The 15,368-nt window shown below is 61.1% G+C and carries 11 protein-coding genes and 1 tRNA gene; 9 read left to right on the top strand and 3 right to left on the bottom strand.

The features are described 5' to 3' along the window. Positions 1-21 precede the first annotated feature (21 nt). Positions 22-1,314 (bottom strand): ATP-binding protein, encoded by a 1,293-nt coding sequence (locus tag PRI8871_RS18190; protein WP_108887627.1) that lies wholly within the window; start codon positions 1,312-1,314, stop codon positions 22-24. Positions 1,315-1,366: 52 nt separating this feature from the next. Between PRI8871_RS18190 and PRI8871_RS18195 the strand changes: the two genes are divergently transcribed. The 7 genes from PRI8871_RS18195 (at position 1,367) to PRI8871_RS18225 (ending at position 9,410) form a co-directional block, all read left to right on the top strand. Further along, entirely contained in the window at positions 1,367-2,281 is a 915-nt protein-coding gene (locus PRI8871_RS18195) for an MBL fold metallo-hydrolase (protein WP_108887628.1), read from the top strand. A gap of 80 nt (positions 2,282-2,361) precedes the next feature. Beyond that, positions 2,362-2,436 (top strand) — tRNA-Asn (locus PRI8871_RS18200). Positions 2,437-2,845: 409 nt separating this feature from the next. Next, positions 2,846-3,934, top strand: coding sequence for a BspA family leucine-rich repeat surface protein (locus PRI8871_RS18205; protein WP_108887629.1), 1,089 nt, complete (start codon positions 2,846-2,848; stop codon positions 3,932-3,934). Positions 3,935-3,952: 18 nt separating this feature from the next. After that, on the top strand, positions 3,953-4,660 hold the full coding sequence (locus PRI8871_RS18210; RefSeq protein ID WP_108887630.1) for a calcium-binding protein: 708 nt from the start codon (positions 3,953-3,955) through the stop codon (positions 4,658-4,660). A gap of 673 nt (positions 4,661-5,333) precedes the next feature. Then, a complete protein-coding gene (locus tag PRI8871_RS18215; protein ID WP_181389526.1) occupies positions 5,334-7,301 on the top strand; it encodes a BTAD domain-containing putative transcriptional regulator in 1,968 nt (655 codons plus the stop codon). Between the two features lie 87 nt (positions 7,302-7,388). Then, on the top strand, positions 7,389-8,438 hold the full coding sequence (locus PRI8871_RS18220) for a phosphatase PAP2 family protein (protein ID WP_108887632.1): 1,050 nt from the start codon (positions 7,389-7,391) through the stop codon (positions 8,436-8,438). Between the two features lie 3 nt (positions 8,439-8,441). Continuing rightward, complete coding sequence (locus tag PRI8871_RS18225; protein ID WP_108887633.1) at positions 8,442-9,410, top strand: C1 family peptidase; 969 nt, start codon at positions 8,442-8,444, stop codon at positions 9,408-9,410. A 75-nt stretch (positions 9,411-9,485) separates the two neighbouring features. Here the strand turns inward: PRI8871_RS18225 and PRI8871_RS20160 are convergent, their stop codons facing one another. Continuing rightward, positions 9,486-10,553, bottom strand: a complete 1,068-nt coding sequence (locus tag PRI8871_RS20160; protein WP_281258646.1) for a calcium-binding protein — start codon at positions 10,551-10,553, stop codon at positions 9,486-9,488. Positions 10,554-10,894: 341 nt separating this feature from the next. Then, positions 10,895-11,437: a calcium-binding protein gene (locus tag PRI8871_RS19725; protein WP_181389527.1), complete on the bottom strand. Its 543-nt coding sequence runs from the start codon at positions 11,435-11,437 to the stop codon at positions 10,895-10,897. 222 nt (positions 11,438-11,659) lie between these two features. Between PRI8871_RS19725 and PRI8871_RS18245 the strand changes: the two genes are divergently transcribed. Both PRI8871_RS18245 and PRI8871_RS18250 read left to right on the top strand, forming a co-directional pair. Then, positions 11,660-12,793, top strand: a complete 1,134-nt coding sequence (locus PRI8871_RS18245) for a metallophosphoesterase family protein (protein WP_108887637.1) — start codon at positions 11,660-11,662, stop codon at positions 12,791-12,793. Then, positions 12,790-15,366 carry a chromosome segregation protein SMC gene (locus PRI8871_RS18250; protein ID WP_108887638.1) on the top strand — a complete coding sequence of 859 codons (2,577 nt, stop codon included), beginning with the start codon at positions 12,790-12,792 and terminating at the stop codon, positions 15,364-15,366. Before PRI8871_RS18245 ends, PRI8871_RS18250 begins: the two co-directional genes overlap by 4 nt. Positions 15,367-15,368: the final 2 nt, after the last annotated feature.

A 15,368-nucleotide genomic window follows, 5' to 3' on the forward strand; every position in this document is an offset into this window, starting at 1 on the left:
CCGCCGATTTTCAGAAAATCTCTAGCGTGCCAGAACCAGATCGGCGCATAGGCCGCCCATCGTATCGCTATCGCCCAGACGCAGCACACCGCCATGCGACCGCGCGATATCGGCGGCGATGGCCAGCCCCAACCCAACGCCTGACCCTTTGTCTTGATTGCGGGCCGGGTCCAGCCTGACAAAGGGCTTCAGCGCCTCTTCGCGGCGGGCCTCGGGGATGCCGGGGCCATCGTCTTCGACCCGGATACGCAGGCTGCGTTCGCCCAGCCGGGCCGAAACACGGCAATTCGTGCCGTAACGCATGGCGTTGCCGATCAGGTTCTCAACCGCGCGGCGCACCGCCAAGGGGCGCAGTTGCACCTGCCCACTGCCGATCAAATCACCGATCACCACGGGCTTGCCGCTTCGGGCCGCTGCCTCAACGATTTGGCGCACGAAGGGCATGGCGTCCACCGTCTCTGTCTCGCCGGTTTCGGCATCACTGCGGGCGAAATCCAGAAAGGCATCCAGCAATTGCTGCATTTCGTTGATGTCCCGCTCCATCTCGGTGCGGTCATCATCGTCCAGCATCGACACCGCCAGCCGCAGCCGGGTCAGCGGCGTGCGCAGATCGTGGCTCACCCCCGAAAGCATCATCGTGCGCTGTTCGATCTGCCGTTCGATCCGGGCGCGCATGTCCAAGAACGCATTGCCCGCCGCCCGCACCTCGACCGCGCCGGATGGCGAATACGGCAGGAACCGCCCCCGCCCGAACGCCTCGGCCGCCAAAGCCAGCCGCGTGATGGGACGCAGTTGATTGCGCAGGTAGAAGAAGGCGATCACCGTCATAAACCCGCCAAAAAACAGCATGTTGACCAGCAACTGATGCGGGTTCGACGCCGAGGCCCGACGCCGGTCGAACGTCACCCGGTAAAGCCCGGCTTCGGCATCGACATAGACATGCACCGTCCAATCATCGGGCAGATCCACACGCAAAGCCCCTTCCAGCCCCTCAAGCAAGGTCCGCGTCACCCGCCGCCCCGACAGGTCAAACCAGCGCCGCGAATTGGCTGGTGGCACAGCATCGGGGCCGATCTCTTCTACGTCATAGCCAAGCTGCTGGGCCAGATCGTATTCCATCGCATCGGTCGTCAGAACCAAGGACAGTTCTTGCACGACCGCGCCGCTCAGTTGCTCGGTCACGTCCTCGAAATGGCGCTGGATAAAAATGACCGACACGACCAGTTGCAAGGTCACAACCGGCAGGATCAGGATCAGCGCCGCCCGCCCATAAAGGCCCCGCGGCATATAGTGTTTGAGCCATTTGAAGAACATGCGCTAAGGCTAGCCAAAGCCGCGCCCAGACGCCATGCCGAAAGAGAGACCGATGCAAGACCCAGATCCCAGCTTTCGCCCTATCGCCGGACAGCCCGAGGAAATCGCGGCGGGCGTCCGCCGCATTGTCGCGCCCAACCCCTCGCCGATGACGTTTCGCGGCACGAACACTTATTTGGTCGGCACGCGCGGGATTGCCGTGATCGACCCCGGCCCGACCCTGCCCAATCACCTCTCGGCGATTCTGGCCGCTGTGCAGCCCGGTCAAAGCATCACGCATATCATTGTGACCCACGCGCATCTGGATCACTCACCCCTCGCCGCCCCCCTTCAGGCCGCCACCGGTGCCCCAATCCTGGCCTTTGGCGACGCTCTGTCAGGCCGAAGCCCCGCGATGGAGCAACTCGCCGCCTCCGGTCTGCTGGCGGGCGGCGAAGGGGTCGATCTGGCCTTCCGCCCGGATCAGTGGCTTGCCGATGGTGCCCGCGTCGAGGGCGACGGCTGGAGCCTTGATGTGCTGCACACCCCCGGCCATATGGGCAATCACATCGCGCTTGGATTGGGCGATCTGCTGTTCTCGGGCGATCTGGTGATGGGCTGGGCGACGTCCTTGGTTTCGCCCCCCGATGGCGATCTGACCGACTTTATGGCCTCTTGTGAACGGCTATTGACCGGCGCGTGGGCGCAGTACCTGCCCGGTCATGGTGCCCCCGTCACCGATCCCGCCGCCCGCACCCGCTGGCTGCTGGATCATCGCCGTTCCCGCGAGGCCGAGATCCTCGCCGCCTTGACCCAAGGTCCGGCAACCGCCCGCACCCTGGCCGAGCGGATCTACACCCAAGTCCCCGCCGCCCTGCTGTCCGCGGCTGAGCGTAATGTCCTTGCGCACCTGATTGATCTGACTGGAAAATCCCGAGTTTCCCCCGTTGAATCGCTCTCCGCGACCGGCGCGTTTCACCTCATTTAAGGCGAGGCAAAAAAACTTTCATTTTTCTGTCAAAACCCCCTTGCCGCCCGGATTCCCCGCCGCTATACACCGCCCCATGTTCCGGCGTAGCTCAGCGGTAGAGCAGTTGACTGTTAATCAATTGGTCGTAGGTTCGATCCCTACCGCCGGAGCCAAATGCCTCTCGAGGCAATTGGCAAAATCCGCAAGCTTTGAAAACTCACTGTTCCAATGGACTTGGCGGGAAAAGCGCTTGGGATCATTGACTTGTGGTCGGTCTGTCCTCGTTACGTTAGATCCATTGACTTGTGCATTTGTTCATCGGTCGCGATCCGTTTTGAGACGTTTTGACCAGCTATTGCATAGCGTGGGAGCGTGAGGTCGGCCTTTGATGCGGTCCAGCCGCACAGCCCTGCGGGCTTTGGTTAGAAGGGCTGGAATAGCCGTATCCATAGCGATTGATCCAAGCTTCGGTTGATTACTTTTTTGCGACACGGCTGTTTGCGAACTGCTTTGGCTACGTATAGACTCGCTTAAAAACTGCATTTCAATTTCCGACTTGAAGAGTTTTCGAAAGCCGCCCAAATGACAACCGCCCCGTCGACCGACCTTAGCAATTATTTTAACCAATTCACCGGCTCGCGTCTGATCCCCGATGGCATCACCGATTGGGACACCAGCAGTGTCACCAATATGGAGCAGATGTTCTTTTGGGCTGAGACCTTCAATCAGGATATTGGTGATTGGGACATCGGCAATGTCGCCAACATGAAAAGCGCATTTGCCAGCGCCAAAGCCTTCAACCAAGACATTGGTCGCTGGAACACCAGCAGCGTTGAAGATATGTCCGCCATGTTTTCCGGTGCGGAGAGCTTCAATCAGGACATTGGCGGCTGGGACACCAGCCGTGTCACAAATATGTCCAATGTGTTTTCCGGTGCGCGCGCCTTCAACCAAGACATCAGCGGTTGGGACACCAGCAATGTGACAAAGATGAGCGGCACGTTCAGCAACGCCTGGGCCTTTAACCAAGACATTGGAAATTGGGACGTTGGGCATGTGACGTCAATCGGGAACATGTTCAAAGGGACAAGGGCCTTCAATCAGGACATCGGCGGCTGGGACACCAGCAACATGCATGACATGTTCGGCGTGTTCTTCAATGCACAAGTTTTCAATCAGGACATCGGCGATTGGGACACCGGCGATGTAGAATCAATGAGTTTTATGTTCCAAGGAGCAAAAGCCTTTGACCAGGACATTGGCACTTGGAACACCTCTAACGTGGTAAGCATGAGTTACATGTTCCGAGACGCCGCGGTTTTCAATCAAGACCTAAGCAATTGGGATACGGCCAAAGTCACAAGCACATTTGAAATGTTCAGAAACGCTTTGGCCTTCGACCAGGATTTGGGCGCATGGGACATCAGCAGTGTTAGAAGCATGATCCGAATGTTTGACGGTTCGGGCATGAGCACGGAAAACTTCGACGCCACGCTTGAAGGATGGGCCCGCCTTGATCCGGGCGAGGCGCGCATTCCGACTGGTATCTACCTCGGGGCTGAAGGGCTTACCTATTCTAAAGTGCAAGCGTTTCAAAAGCTTACAGAAACCTATGATTGGACGATTGATGGCGCAACTTTGGAGGTCGATCCAGATGACGTGATAGACTAATCTTCGGCGACGGAACGTGTGCAGCTTTACGGCGGCACGGGCGACGATTTCCTGACCGGCGGCGCCTTTCATGACCAGCTGTTTGGCGGCGATGACGCAGATACCTTGGTCGGCGGGCTTGGCCGGGACACGATCCAAGGGGGCAACGGCGACGATGTTCTGTTCGGTTCGGAACAAAACAGCGACCCCGCCGGCGATCTGGCGGATTGGATCTTTGCCGGCGCGGGGGATGACAGCGCACACGGCGGCTTTGGCAATGACGAATTGCGCGGCGATGACGGCAATGACACGCTAGAGGGCGGCCACGGCGCGGACTCCGTGTTTGGCGGCAACGGCGACGATACGCTGACCGGTTCGGAATACGGCGACCTGATGTTTGGCGGCGCGGGCGCGGATTTCCTGAACGGTGGCTTTGGTCATGACCTGCTGAACGGCGGTGCGGATGCGGACCGCTTCTTTCATGTCGGTGTCGAGGGGCATGGGTCGGACTGGATTCAGGACTATTCGGCAGCCGATGGCGACGTTTTGCAGTTCGGAGGCACGGCCACCCGCGATAAATTCATCGTCCAACTGGCCGAGACCGAAGGCGCGGGCCAATCCGGCGTGGCCGAGGCCTTTGTCACCTATCAACCCACCGGCCAGATCCTCTGGGCCCTGGTCGACGGCACGGCGCAATCGCAGATCAACCTGCTGCTGGGTGGCGTGACATACGATCTGTTGGCCTAAGGGGTCGCTGCTGATTGTGACGGCAAATCCGTTGCTGGTTAATCGTGGAAGGCGATTGAATTATTCACAGATATTGCTTAGGGCAATTAAATGAAGCACGATAAAGCAATATGCCTCGCTCGCTCTCCCTATTGATCGGATGCACTGAGGATCAGACCATCTCCGATGAAAATAGCCCAATTTCAAAAATCCATGCAGGAATGACCGAAGCGCAAGTCATTGTGAAACTCGGAGCCCCCTATAGATCAACATGACCCGCCAACATTCAAAGCAAAAACGGCGGGTGCGACACCTATTCATATAGCAGCAATGGCGATGTGCGATTTTTGCATGTTCGTTATAGAGACGGAATAGTTCGCGACGTGTCGGACGGCAATACACTGGTTTGCGCAATTTACTGACCAATCGGCAATACCACTTTGACGCAACGCTTTTGATTTGGGCGATTGGAATGCGAATTCATATCCGATAGCGGCGCAGCTCTGGCGGCCGCGGCTGAGGCCATTGTGGCCTGCCGCACACCACGCTAGTCCCGTAGGGGTCTGGAAGCACATGTAGCCCGCCCCCTGAGGCCCGGCCAAGCACCGGGTCTGCCCGCCACGTCCTTCTGAAACGTTGCAATACCGACACCGTCCTATAAATTGTTCTGAGCATGGGAATTGGGGTTAGGAAGATGCAGGCACGTCATCGCGTGACGCTGGTGTCGTCTATTGCTTTGGTCGGACCGGATGGGCCGATACTTGCAGGCAAGAAGCGGGCCTTGGCGTTGCTCGTGTACCTTCTGCAAAGCCCCCCACATCGCGAAACGCGGGCGCATTTGGCGGCGCTTCTGTGGCAAGACAAAAGCGCCGCGCAGACCATGAGCTCGCTCCGGCAGACGCTACTGGATATCCGCCGCGCCATTCCGGATGGGTCCGGCCCGGTTGAGATTGGCCGTCAGGACATCGTGCTGAGCCCCACCGAATTTGAAACCGACTTCGATGAGATCATCGCAGCCGCGCGACTTGGCGATGTCAGCCCGGATTTGCTGGGGCGGCAAGCCCTGTGCGACCGGTTGCTGGAAGAGTTCATCGGCATCAGCGACGCCTATGACCAGTGGATCGCCGAATTTCGGGCGACCGCTGAGGCGCGTCTCAAGGCGGCCCTGTCGGAGGTTGCCGCCGACACTGGCAAGCCTGCCGATGCACGGATCGACGCCGCCCGCGCCCTGATCCAGTTGGACCCGTTCAGCGAAGAAGGCTGCCGCTGGCTGATGCAGATCTATGCCGAGCGCGGGGAAACCGGCGCGGCTCTTCAGGCCTATGCCGCGCTTTATGACCGGCTGGACGACGAACTGGGGATGGAGCCGTCAGAACAGACGCAGGATCTGGCCGTTCGGATCAAGACGGGCGGCATTGCCCCGCCCGCCCCGGCGCCAGTGCCCGCCAGCCCGATCATGCAGCCCATGCAGTCCGGCGCGCCCAAGATTGCCGTGATGCCCTTCCGAAACCTAGGCCCCGATGATGCGCCGGATTTTCTGCTGCAGGGGATCGCCGATGATATCGTCTGCATGATGGCCACGCTGCGCGATGTGCAGGTGATCTCGACCAATTCCACCGGGTTCGTTCAGACGGATTACCCCCATGGCGCGGCCGAGGCGTTGGGGGCGCAATATGCGGTGCTGGGGTCCATCCGCGCGACGCGGGGGCGGTTTCACCTATCGGCGCAATTGGTTGAATTGTCGAACAAAGTCGTCCATTGGGCGCGGGCCTATTCCGCCGAACAGGCCACGCTTTTCGACGTTCAGGCCGATATCGCCCGCAGCATCGCCAATACGCTGGTGCCGTCGCTGCATGGGGTCGAGCTGCGGCGCACTTTTGGGGCCAAGCCGGGCGATCTGACGGCCTATCACCTGACCCTGCACGCCCGAGATCTGGCTTTTGCGCTGCGCGAGGACACGTTCACTGAGGCGCGGGATCTGCTGCAAACCGCCATCACCCGCGACCCGACCTTTGCCCCGGCGCATGTGGCGCTGGCCGATTGGTATTCGGTCCTGCTGGGGCAAGGCTGGTCACAGCAGAGCGATCAGGATGTTCGGGCCTTGGAACTGGCGGCATCAGACGCTGTGCGCCTCAGCGGCGATAGCGGGCGGGCCTTGGCGCTTTATGCCCACAATCGCACTATTTACCGGCGTGAGGCGCAGCGGTCAGCCGGGGTGGTCCGGCAGGCGCTGGAACTGGCGCCAAGCGACTCCGAAACGCTGATGTGGTCGGTCCCGACGCTGACCTATTCGGGCAATGTGGGTCAGGCGGTCGACAATGCCAATGCGGCCATTTCCCTATCGCCGCGCGACCCCTACCTGTTTCGATATGAACATTTTCTGGCCATGGCGCTGTATGCCCAAGGCGATATTTCGGATGCGGCCAATGCCGCCAAACGGTCCTACGATCTGAACCCCGGCTATACGTCAAACCTGCGCCTGACCGTCGCCGCGCTATGGGAGGCGGGCCGCGCGGATGAGGCCCGTGCCTTGGCGCAGGAAGCGATCCAGCGCGATCCAGCCTTCCGGGTCGAACGGTTTTTGCCGAACCAACCTTTTCACGAACAGCAGATCGGTCAGCGCTACGCCCAAAGTCTGACCAAGGCAGGCATCCCAGAGTGATGCTTGGGCGCAAGGTTTGACATTGGGTTGACGGTGAATCGACGCTCGCAAATGTATATTTTTGACAAGCAATAGGTGGGGAAGATCATGTCCTGGAACAAAAGCGGTGGCTTGAACGGTGGTTTGAATGGCGGTCTGAACGGGGGCCTCAATGGTGGCCTGAATGGCGGGCTCAACGGGGGTCTGAACGGCGGTCTGAACGGCGGTCTAAGCGGCGCCGCCTCGGTCAGCGCGTTTAGCGTTGCGGGCGCGCCGCTTCAGGTGCCTTTCGCTGAACCTTTGTCTGCCGTAGGCGATCCGCCCTTTGCCGCGATCAGCATCGCCGAGTTTCCCGATGACGCTTGGTCGCCGCAGCTCAAGGCGCAATTGGTCGTTCAAGAATTTGCAAAGACCGGCTGGGACGATGACACAGGTGGCATCGCTGGCAATGCGCCACCTGCCAGCCCCGACAGCCTTCGGGATGAGATCGAGACCCTGATCCAGTTCCGCAACTACGCCCGCGATGCGCGGCTGGGCGAAATTCAGGCGCAGGTGGATAACAGCGCCCTGTATTGGTCGAACCTGCTGATGGCGGGTGCCGGCAACCGCCCGGCGACAGAACAGCTGGTGGCGACGGGTATGGCGATTGGCCAGATGGTTGCGATGCACTTCAAAGCCAAGTGGAAACGCGCCCGCCCGGTGCAGGTCTTTCCGGCGATCATGCCCGCCATCCCGACGCCCGCGCATCCGTCCTATCCCAGTGGCCACGCCACGCAGGCGTTCCTGGTCATGCACCTGATCACCGAGGCTCTGCCTGGCGGTGAAAGCAACCCAATGACCCCCTATGTCCGGGCCATGGCCGAACGCATTGCCCAGAACCGGGAAATCGCCGGGGTTCACTACCCGTCGGACAGCGCCGAGGGGCGACATCTGGCCAAGGTCGCATTCGACGGCTTCCTCAGCCAGATCGGGACCGTGCAGGCCCAGATTGACGCCGCCAAAGCGGAATGGGCAGACACTGGCGCGTCGATCTCGCTGCCCCGCGACCCCGAGGTGGACGGCCCGCCATCGCTGGTGCGTCAGTTGGTTCGGGCGTTGAAGACCGAAGGGGTGGTCGATCCCAAGCCGAAGGCACCGCCCTCGGAGGAAGGGTCATAAGCCATGGGAACCGAAACGGAAAACGCCCTGCCAGGCACCGGCGCGGCATCGCCCAGCCCTGATGTCATCCAGCGGTTCGAAAGCCTTGACTACCTGCCCCCGAAAGACGGCGGCGGCATTGTCGCCCGCATGGAAGTTGCGGATCTGTCGAGGCATATCCCGAACTGGACCGTCGGAAACCAAAAATGGCGCGGCACTTGCGTGGCCTTCGCGGCCACCAGTTGCGCGGAACTGGCGCGGGTGGCGGCGGGCCATGACCACGCGCCCCTGTCGCCAGAATTTCTGTATTGGAGCATGCGGCAAAACCCCAGTTTCACCATGAGCGCGGACACCGTTCCCGACTACGACCTTGGCGCCACAAAACTGACCCAAGCCGCAAATGTCCTGAGCCAGCAAGGCCTGTGCACAGCGTCATTGCTGCCCTACCAAACCATGCAGATGGAATCCGATCATCCCAGCGATGCGGCCAAAGCGGACGCAGGCAAGTACAAGTTCACGATTGAGAAATCCTTGGACTATGTGAATGGCGACAAAGCAGGCTATGCCATCACCGCTTATGATGAGCTGTTGGCAGGTCGCGCGGTGGCGGTGGCCACGGCGATGTTCCGGCTGTTCAATCCGGGCTACGACAATTTCACCGCGGCCTCGGTCGCCTCAACCGGGCGCATCTTGACCCCGCTTATGGAACCGGAGCTGTTTCTTGGCCCGTTCGAAAATGGCCAGTTCACCCAAGACAAGCTGGATTTCTTCAGCAGCCACGTCTTTTGCCTGACCGGGTTCATCAAATCCGACGATCCAAGCACCAACGGCTGGTTCACCTTCCGCAACAGCTGGGGCACGGGTTTTGGCAAACATGTCCATTGGGTCGGCGAAGATCAGCCGCGCCCGCCCGCGCAGGGCTATGGGGTGATCCCGTTCAACTATATCGACAAATACGCCCATGAATTGCTGAGCGTTTCGGCAAGCGCGTAACCGTTAAGGCGCGGGGGCAACTGAGCAGTGCCCAAAGGCCCCTCTGCCGCGCATGGCATGAGGGGCCTTAAGCATTCAGGCCAATAGGTCGAACGTCGCATCCCCCACCCGGACATTCAGCGCGGTTTGCGCGTCGCCATCCACCAAGGCCCAGGCCAGCAGACCGCTGGGAACATGGGTGATGAATACCTCATCAACATCGGCGCTTCCGGCACTGGCGGTATTGGCGCGCTGGACAAGGAAATCCGACTCCGCAGCCGCGCCGCCACCCCAGACCAGCACATCGCCATCGGCGGCGGTATAGTCCTGAATCCAGTCCGAGCCGTGATTGACATTGCCAAGGTGATAGAACTGATCCGCCCCGGTCCCGCCATTCAGCCGGTCATAGCCGAACCCGCCGTTCAGATAATCATCCCCGGCATTGCCGAATAGGTAGTCCGACAGGCCCTGCCCGTTCAGGCTGTCATTGCCGTCGCCCCCGGCGATGGTGTCCGCGCCCAGCCCGCCATTGGCCAGGTCATCGCCAACCCCGGCATGCACCGTGTCATTGCCCGACCCGCCAAAGATCGTGTCATTGCCGTCATTGCCGTAGATCGTGTCGGACTTGTCCGCGCCTTCCGCTTCAGACCCGCCGATCAGCAGATCCCCGCCCGCTGATCCGTACAGAACATCCTGCCCAGCCCCGCCGTCAAGAGTGTCAGAGAAGAATGCACCGCCATTGATCCACACCGGAGACCCACTTTCATGCCCATAGAGATGGTCATTCCCCGCGCCTCCTTCGATATAATCGTTCCCACCGCCGCCAACCGCAAGATCATTGCCATCGGCCTCAGAGCCCCAGGCGATGATGATATCGTCATCTACCTGGCCATAGATCGTGTCGTTGCCATCGCCGCTATTGATGCTGTCATTGTTTTGGCCAACCCACCCGCCATTGTCGTCGATATAGTCATTCCCAACGCCGGTGATCAGTGTGTCATTCCCGTTTCCGCCGTAAAGAGAAATTTGCGTTTTGGCATCCAACTTTATCAACTCATCCGGACCATTGGTCCCATTCAGAATAAAGTACTTGGCCCCTGAATCGCGCGTGTTCGTGGCGCTGGTGACCTTGTTCGTCAGATCGACCCGTCCTGAATCAAGCAATCTAATGCTGGAAACAACTTGGATCTCTTCAAAAGAGTTCAGCTGAGCAACCGTAAAAGCACCGTTGCCTCTCAGAACTTCGACTGAATCAAAGGCAACCTGAACGTAGTAATAATTGGTTCCTAGGGATTCGAATGTATCGCGCCCTTCGCCGCCCGCAAAGGTTATTAAGTTATAGTTAGAACTATAAGCGGGTATAGAAGCGCGAAGAGTATCATTTCCCGCGCCTGCTTGGACCACATCACCAGAACCACCAATAATCGTGTCATTGCCAGCCCCGCCGATCAGAGTGTCCGCACCAGTGCCATGAATAGACATCACCCAATTTGCGGAAGCGCCAGTCAGGTCATATGTCTTGGCTGTATTCTCAGTGGAATAAACTCGGGCGGTGCCGCTATTGGTCTCACCACTTGAATATGCCCAAGCGACAGATCGGCAGACCCAAAGTATTGCAGCGTTGCACTTTCGCCGAAACCCGAAATGTGTTGGATATTGTCCAACTGATTGTCGCCGAAGGCCGCGTGTTTGCCGCTCAGATCAATCGCCTCGATATTGCGGATCGTCATATCGCGCAGGTTGGCGTTGAACGCGCCCAAGGCCTCTGCATCCAAGACCAGCCAATCGAACCCATCGCCGCCGTCCAGAACGTCTGTTCGGCTGGTATCCGCCACAGCGAACTGGACACCGTGCAGGATACGGTCATCGCCGTCGCCGCCCTCAACCGTGGACTGGCCAGTGCCGCCCGACAGAACGTCATTGCCCCCCAGCCCGCGCAGGATATCATCCCCTTCCGCGCCCGAGATGACGTCATCCCCGTCGGTGCCTTCCAGAATTGGATTGTCGATGCCGTTGTCATTGCCGCTGGTCCCGGTAATCTCGGCCATGGGTCACCTCTATACGCGATTGAAAATGAATTGCCCTCAGTTTAGCGGCGCAATTGCTATGCGTATACCCATTTGGGGCAGGTTTGCGGAATTGGGCGATTGCCTGCCGGGTGAATTGCCAATTGCCCGCGTGACAGTCCCGGCAGGCCGTGTCAGGGTGCGCACACGCAGCGGTTGCGGCGCAATCTTGGCGGCCTGCGCAAGACGGTTTAAAGGGTGTCTATGTCGTTCACATTTCTTCATTCGTCCGACCTGCACCTAGGCCGGAAATTCGCCAGCATCCCGCAGGCCCATGACGGCAACATTCGTGGCCGCCTGATGGAGGCGCGCCACACCGCGCTGGACCGGCTGGCCGCCGCCGCCAAAGACAAAGGCGCGGGCCATATCCTGCTGGCGGGCGACACGTTCGACACCGCCACCCCGTCGCACAGCATCGTCTTGCAGGCGCTGAGGGTGATGGAGGATGCCGCCCCGGTGATCTGGTGGCTGCTGCCGGGCAACCACGACAATCTGCGCGATGCCGAACCGCTCTGGGATCTGATCCGCGCCAAGGCCCCGGCCAATGTCCATGTTTTGGCTGAGGCTGCGCCGGTCCATATCGCGGATGGCGCGACCCTGCTGCCCTGCCCCGCCTTCTATCGCACCGCTGGCACCGACCCGACCGAGGCACTGCCCAACATGCCATCGCCGGACGGGCATTTGCGCATCGGGCTGGCCCATGGCGGCGTCACCGACTTTACCGAAAGCGGCAATAGCATCGCGCCCGACCGCGACCGGTCCGCCCGGCTGGATTATCTGGCGCTTGGCGATTGGCACGGGTGTATGACCGTGTCCGACCGCACCCGCTATTGCGGCAGCCCCGAACAGGATCAGTTCAAGCACGACCGGCGCGGGGTTTGCCTGTCGGTCACGCTGGACGCCCCCGGCCAGCCCCCACAGGTCGAGGAGGTCGAGATCGGCCAGTTCCTGTGGACCGAGGTCACTTTGCCCCTGCACCCCGGCCAGAACGCCGCCGAGGCGCTGGCCGCGCGCCTGCCCGCAACCGGGCGGCGGGATATCCTGCTGCGGCTGACTGTATCGGGCTGGGCCGGTCTTGCCGATCAGGCGGATCTGCGGGCAGCGGCAACGGGTGTTGCGCCCGAGTTTGCCCATTTTGAGCTGCGCACCGATGCGTTGAACACCCAGCACGACGCCGCCGATCTGGACCAGATCGACCGCAGCGGCGGGGCCTTGCGGATTGCGGCGGAAACGCTGGCCGAGGCGTCGGGCGATGACAGCGCCCCGCCCGAGGACCGCGCCGCTGCCGCCGATGCGCTGGCGCGGCTGTTCTCCTATGTGCGGGAGGACGTGGAATGAAACTGCGCGCGATTGAGCTGACCAACGTCCGGCGCTTCACCGGCACCGTCCGCATTGACGGGATCACCGATGGCCTCAATGTGCTGAGCGAGCCGAATGAGACCGGCAAATCCACCATCTTCGACGCGCTGCAAGCGGTGTTTTTCAAGGCCCATGGCAGTTCGGACAAGGTGATGAAGGCCCTGCGCCCCCATGCGGGCGGCGCGCCGGAAATCTCGGTCGAGGTGGAAACCAGCGATGGGCACTTCAAGATCTCAAAACGCTGGTTCCAGAAACCCGCAGCGACGGTGCATCAGGGCGACCGGCTGATCGCCCAGTCCGACGCCGCCGAAGATTGGATTGCCCGCAGCCTTGGACAGTCCATCGACGGCCCCGCCGGTCTGATCTGGGTGCGGCAGGGCATGACCGCGCTGTCGGATGGGTCAAAGTCGGAACAGTCCGACGCGCTTGAGGCCCGGCGCGATCTGATGTCCTCGGTCGGGGAAGAGGTCGAGGCGATGACCGGCGGGCGGCGCATGGATGCCGCGCTGCGTCGTTGCAAGGATGAACTGGCCGAATACACCACCTCGACCGGCAGGCCCAAGGCGGGCGGCGCCTGGAAAGACGCGCTTGATCTGGTTGAGGCGCTGACAACCAAGCGCAACCAGTTGACCGCCAAAACCGCCGATCTGCATGAGGCGCTGAAAGCCCGGAACGCGCAGCGTCGGACGTTGAAAGATCTGACCGACGCCGATGCGGTCGCGACGCGGTCCAAACGGCTGGAGGCCGCGCAAAAGGCCCATGCGGAGGCCACGCGCCACGCCGAAGACGTCGAAAAACACACCCGCGCGGTCGAAATGGCCGAGTTGAAGGCCGAAGCCTCGCGCACGCGGCTGGATGATCTGCGCAAAGCCACGAAAGAGGCCGCAACTGCCCAGCAGCAGGTGGCTGAGAAAACGCGGGCCGCAGAACAGGCCCGTAAGGCGTTGGACGACAAGACCAAAGCGCAGGACGCGGCTCAGGACACTTTGGCCAAAGCCAGCGCAACGCTTGAGGCCTGCGAGGCCGCGCTTGCCCGCGCTCAGGCCGCCAAAGCCGCCAAGGACAGCGCCGCACGGCGCGAAGAATTGACCAAGCAGATCGAACAGGCCGAAACCGCCCGCAAAGACATGGAAGCCGCCAAGGCGGGCGTTCGCGGGCTGACCGATGACCGATTGACCAAGCTGGAAAGGCTTTCGGCCAATCACGCCGCCGCGCAAATGGCCCGCGATGCCGGGGCTGCGCAGCTACGTGTGACCTATACGGGCGATCGGCGCATGCAAGTCAGTGGCGGGGACTTGGCCGAAGGCGCTGCCATCCCGATCATCCGGCCCATGCAGATCGACATTGCCGGGGTTGGTCAGATCGACATTCGCCCGCCTGCCTCGGATCGGGCGGACCCGGTGGAAGCCGCGCAGCAAGCCCTGCGCAACGCACTGAGTGAGGCTGGCGTGGCCACCTTGGACGCCGCGCGAGCACAAGCCGCCGCCCGCAACACAGCAGAGCGTCGGCACGCCGAGGCTGCGGCCAAACTCTCGGGCCTTGCCCCCGACGGGATCGAGGCGCTGCGCGTCAAACTGGCGGATCTGCCTGCGCAGGTGGATGCCGAGGATGCCCCGGATCTTGAGACCGCAGCATCCGACGCCGATCGGGCGCGCAAGGCCGAAAAATCGGCCCAGACTGCGTTCTCGGTCGCAAAGGACACGACCGCCGAAGCCCGCAACGACTTGGTCCGCGCCGAGACTCACCTGACCCAAGCGACACAAGCGCAGGCCAAGGCGGCGGCGACCCTAGCCGCGACAGGCGACGACGAAGCGGCCTTGCTTGATACATCAGAAATCGACCGCAAGGATTTGCAAACGTGGAAAGAAACGCTTTCATCCATCAAAGCCGCCGCGCCGGATCTGGCCGGGGCCAAGGCCGCGCTGGACCATGCCCAATCGGTCGTGGACAGCGCCAATGCCCAGATCAGCCAATTGGAAAAGACCCTTGTCCAATTGGACGAACGGATCAGCCATGCCGCAGGCGATGCCGTCGAAGAACGCCTTGCCGAGACAGAAGAAAAGCTGACCCTTGCCGCCGAGGATCTGGCACGTATTGAACACGAAGTGCGCGTTCTGACCCGGCTGCAAACCGCCCTGTCCGAGGCCCGCGCCCAAGCCCGTGAACGCTATTTCGCCCCCGTGGCACAAGCGCTGAAACCGCTGTTGTCGCTGCTTTGGCCCGAGGCGGAACTCGATTGGTCCGAGGACTCGCTTCTGCCAGACGGGCTTATCCGCGACGGACAGAAGGAACCGCTCGATATCCTGTCTGGCGGCACACAGGAACAGATCGCGCTGTTGGTCCGGCTGGCCTTTGCGCGAATGCTGGCGGATGCAGGCCGCGCCGCGCCGATCATTCTGGATGACGCACTGGTCTATACCGATGACGACCGGATCGAGCGGATGTTCGTGGCCCTGCACCGGCAGGCCAGCGATCTTCAGATCCTGGTGCTGACCTGCCGCCAACGGGCGTTTCGCGATCTGGGCGGGCAGATGCTGACCCTGACGCGGTAAGC

This window comes from Pseudoprimorskyibacter insulae (genome assembly GCF_900302505.1).
Classification (GTDB): domain Bacteria; phylum Pseudomonadota; class Alphaproteobacteria; order Rhodobacterales; family Rhodobacteraceae; genus Pseudoprimorskyibacter; species Pseudoprimorskyibacter insulae.

Coding starts and splice junctions, on each gene's coding strand:
- PRI8871_RS18190 (WP_108887627.1), bottom strand. CDS start 1,314: ATGTTCTTCAAATGGCTCAAACACTATATGCCGCGGGGCCTTTATGGG.
- PRI8871_RS18195 (WP_108887628.1), top strand. CDS start 1,367: ATGCAAGACCCAGATCCCAGCTTTCGCCCTATCGCCGGACAGCCCGAG.
- PRI8871_RS18205 (WP_108887629.1), top strand. CDS start 2,846: ATGACAACCGCCCCGTCGACCGACCTTAGCAATTATTTTAACCAATTC.
- PRI8871_RS18215 (WP_181389526.1), top strand. CDS start 5,334: ATGCAGGCACGTCATCGCGTGACGCTGGTGTCGTCTATTGCTTTGGTC.
- PRI8871_RS18220 (WP_108887632.1), top strand. CDS start 7,389: ATGTCCTGGAACAAAAGCGGTGGCTTGAACGGTGGTTTGAATGGCGGT.
- PRI8871_RS18225 (WP_108887633.1), top strand. CDS start 8,442: ATGGGAACCGAAACGGAAAACGCCCTGCCAGGCACCGGCGCGGCATCG.
- PRI8871_RS19725 (WP_181389527.1), bottom strand. CDS start 11,437: ATGGCCGAGATTACCGGGACCAGCGGCAATGACAACGGCATCGACAAT.
- PRI8871_RS18245 (WP_108887637.1), top strand. CDS start 11,660: ATGTCGTTCACATTTCTTCATTCGTCCGACCTGCACCTAGGCCGGAAA.
- PRI8871_RS18250 (WP_108887638.1), top strand. CDS start 12,790: ATGAAACTGCGCGCGATTGAGCTGACCAACGTCCGGCGCTTCACCGGC.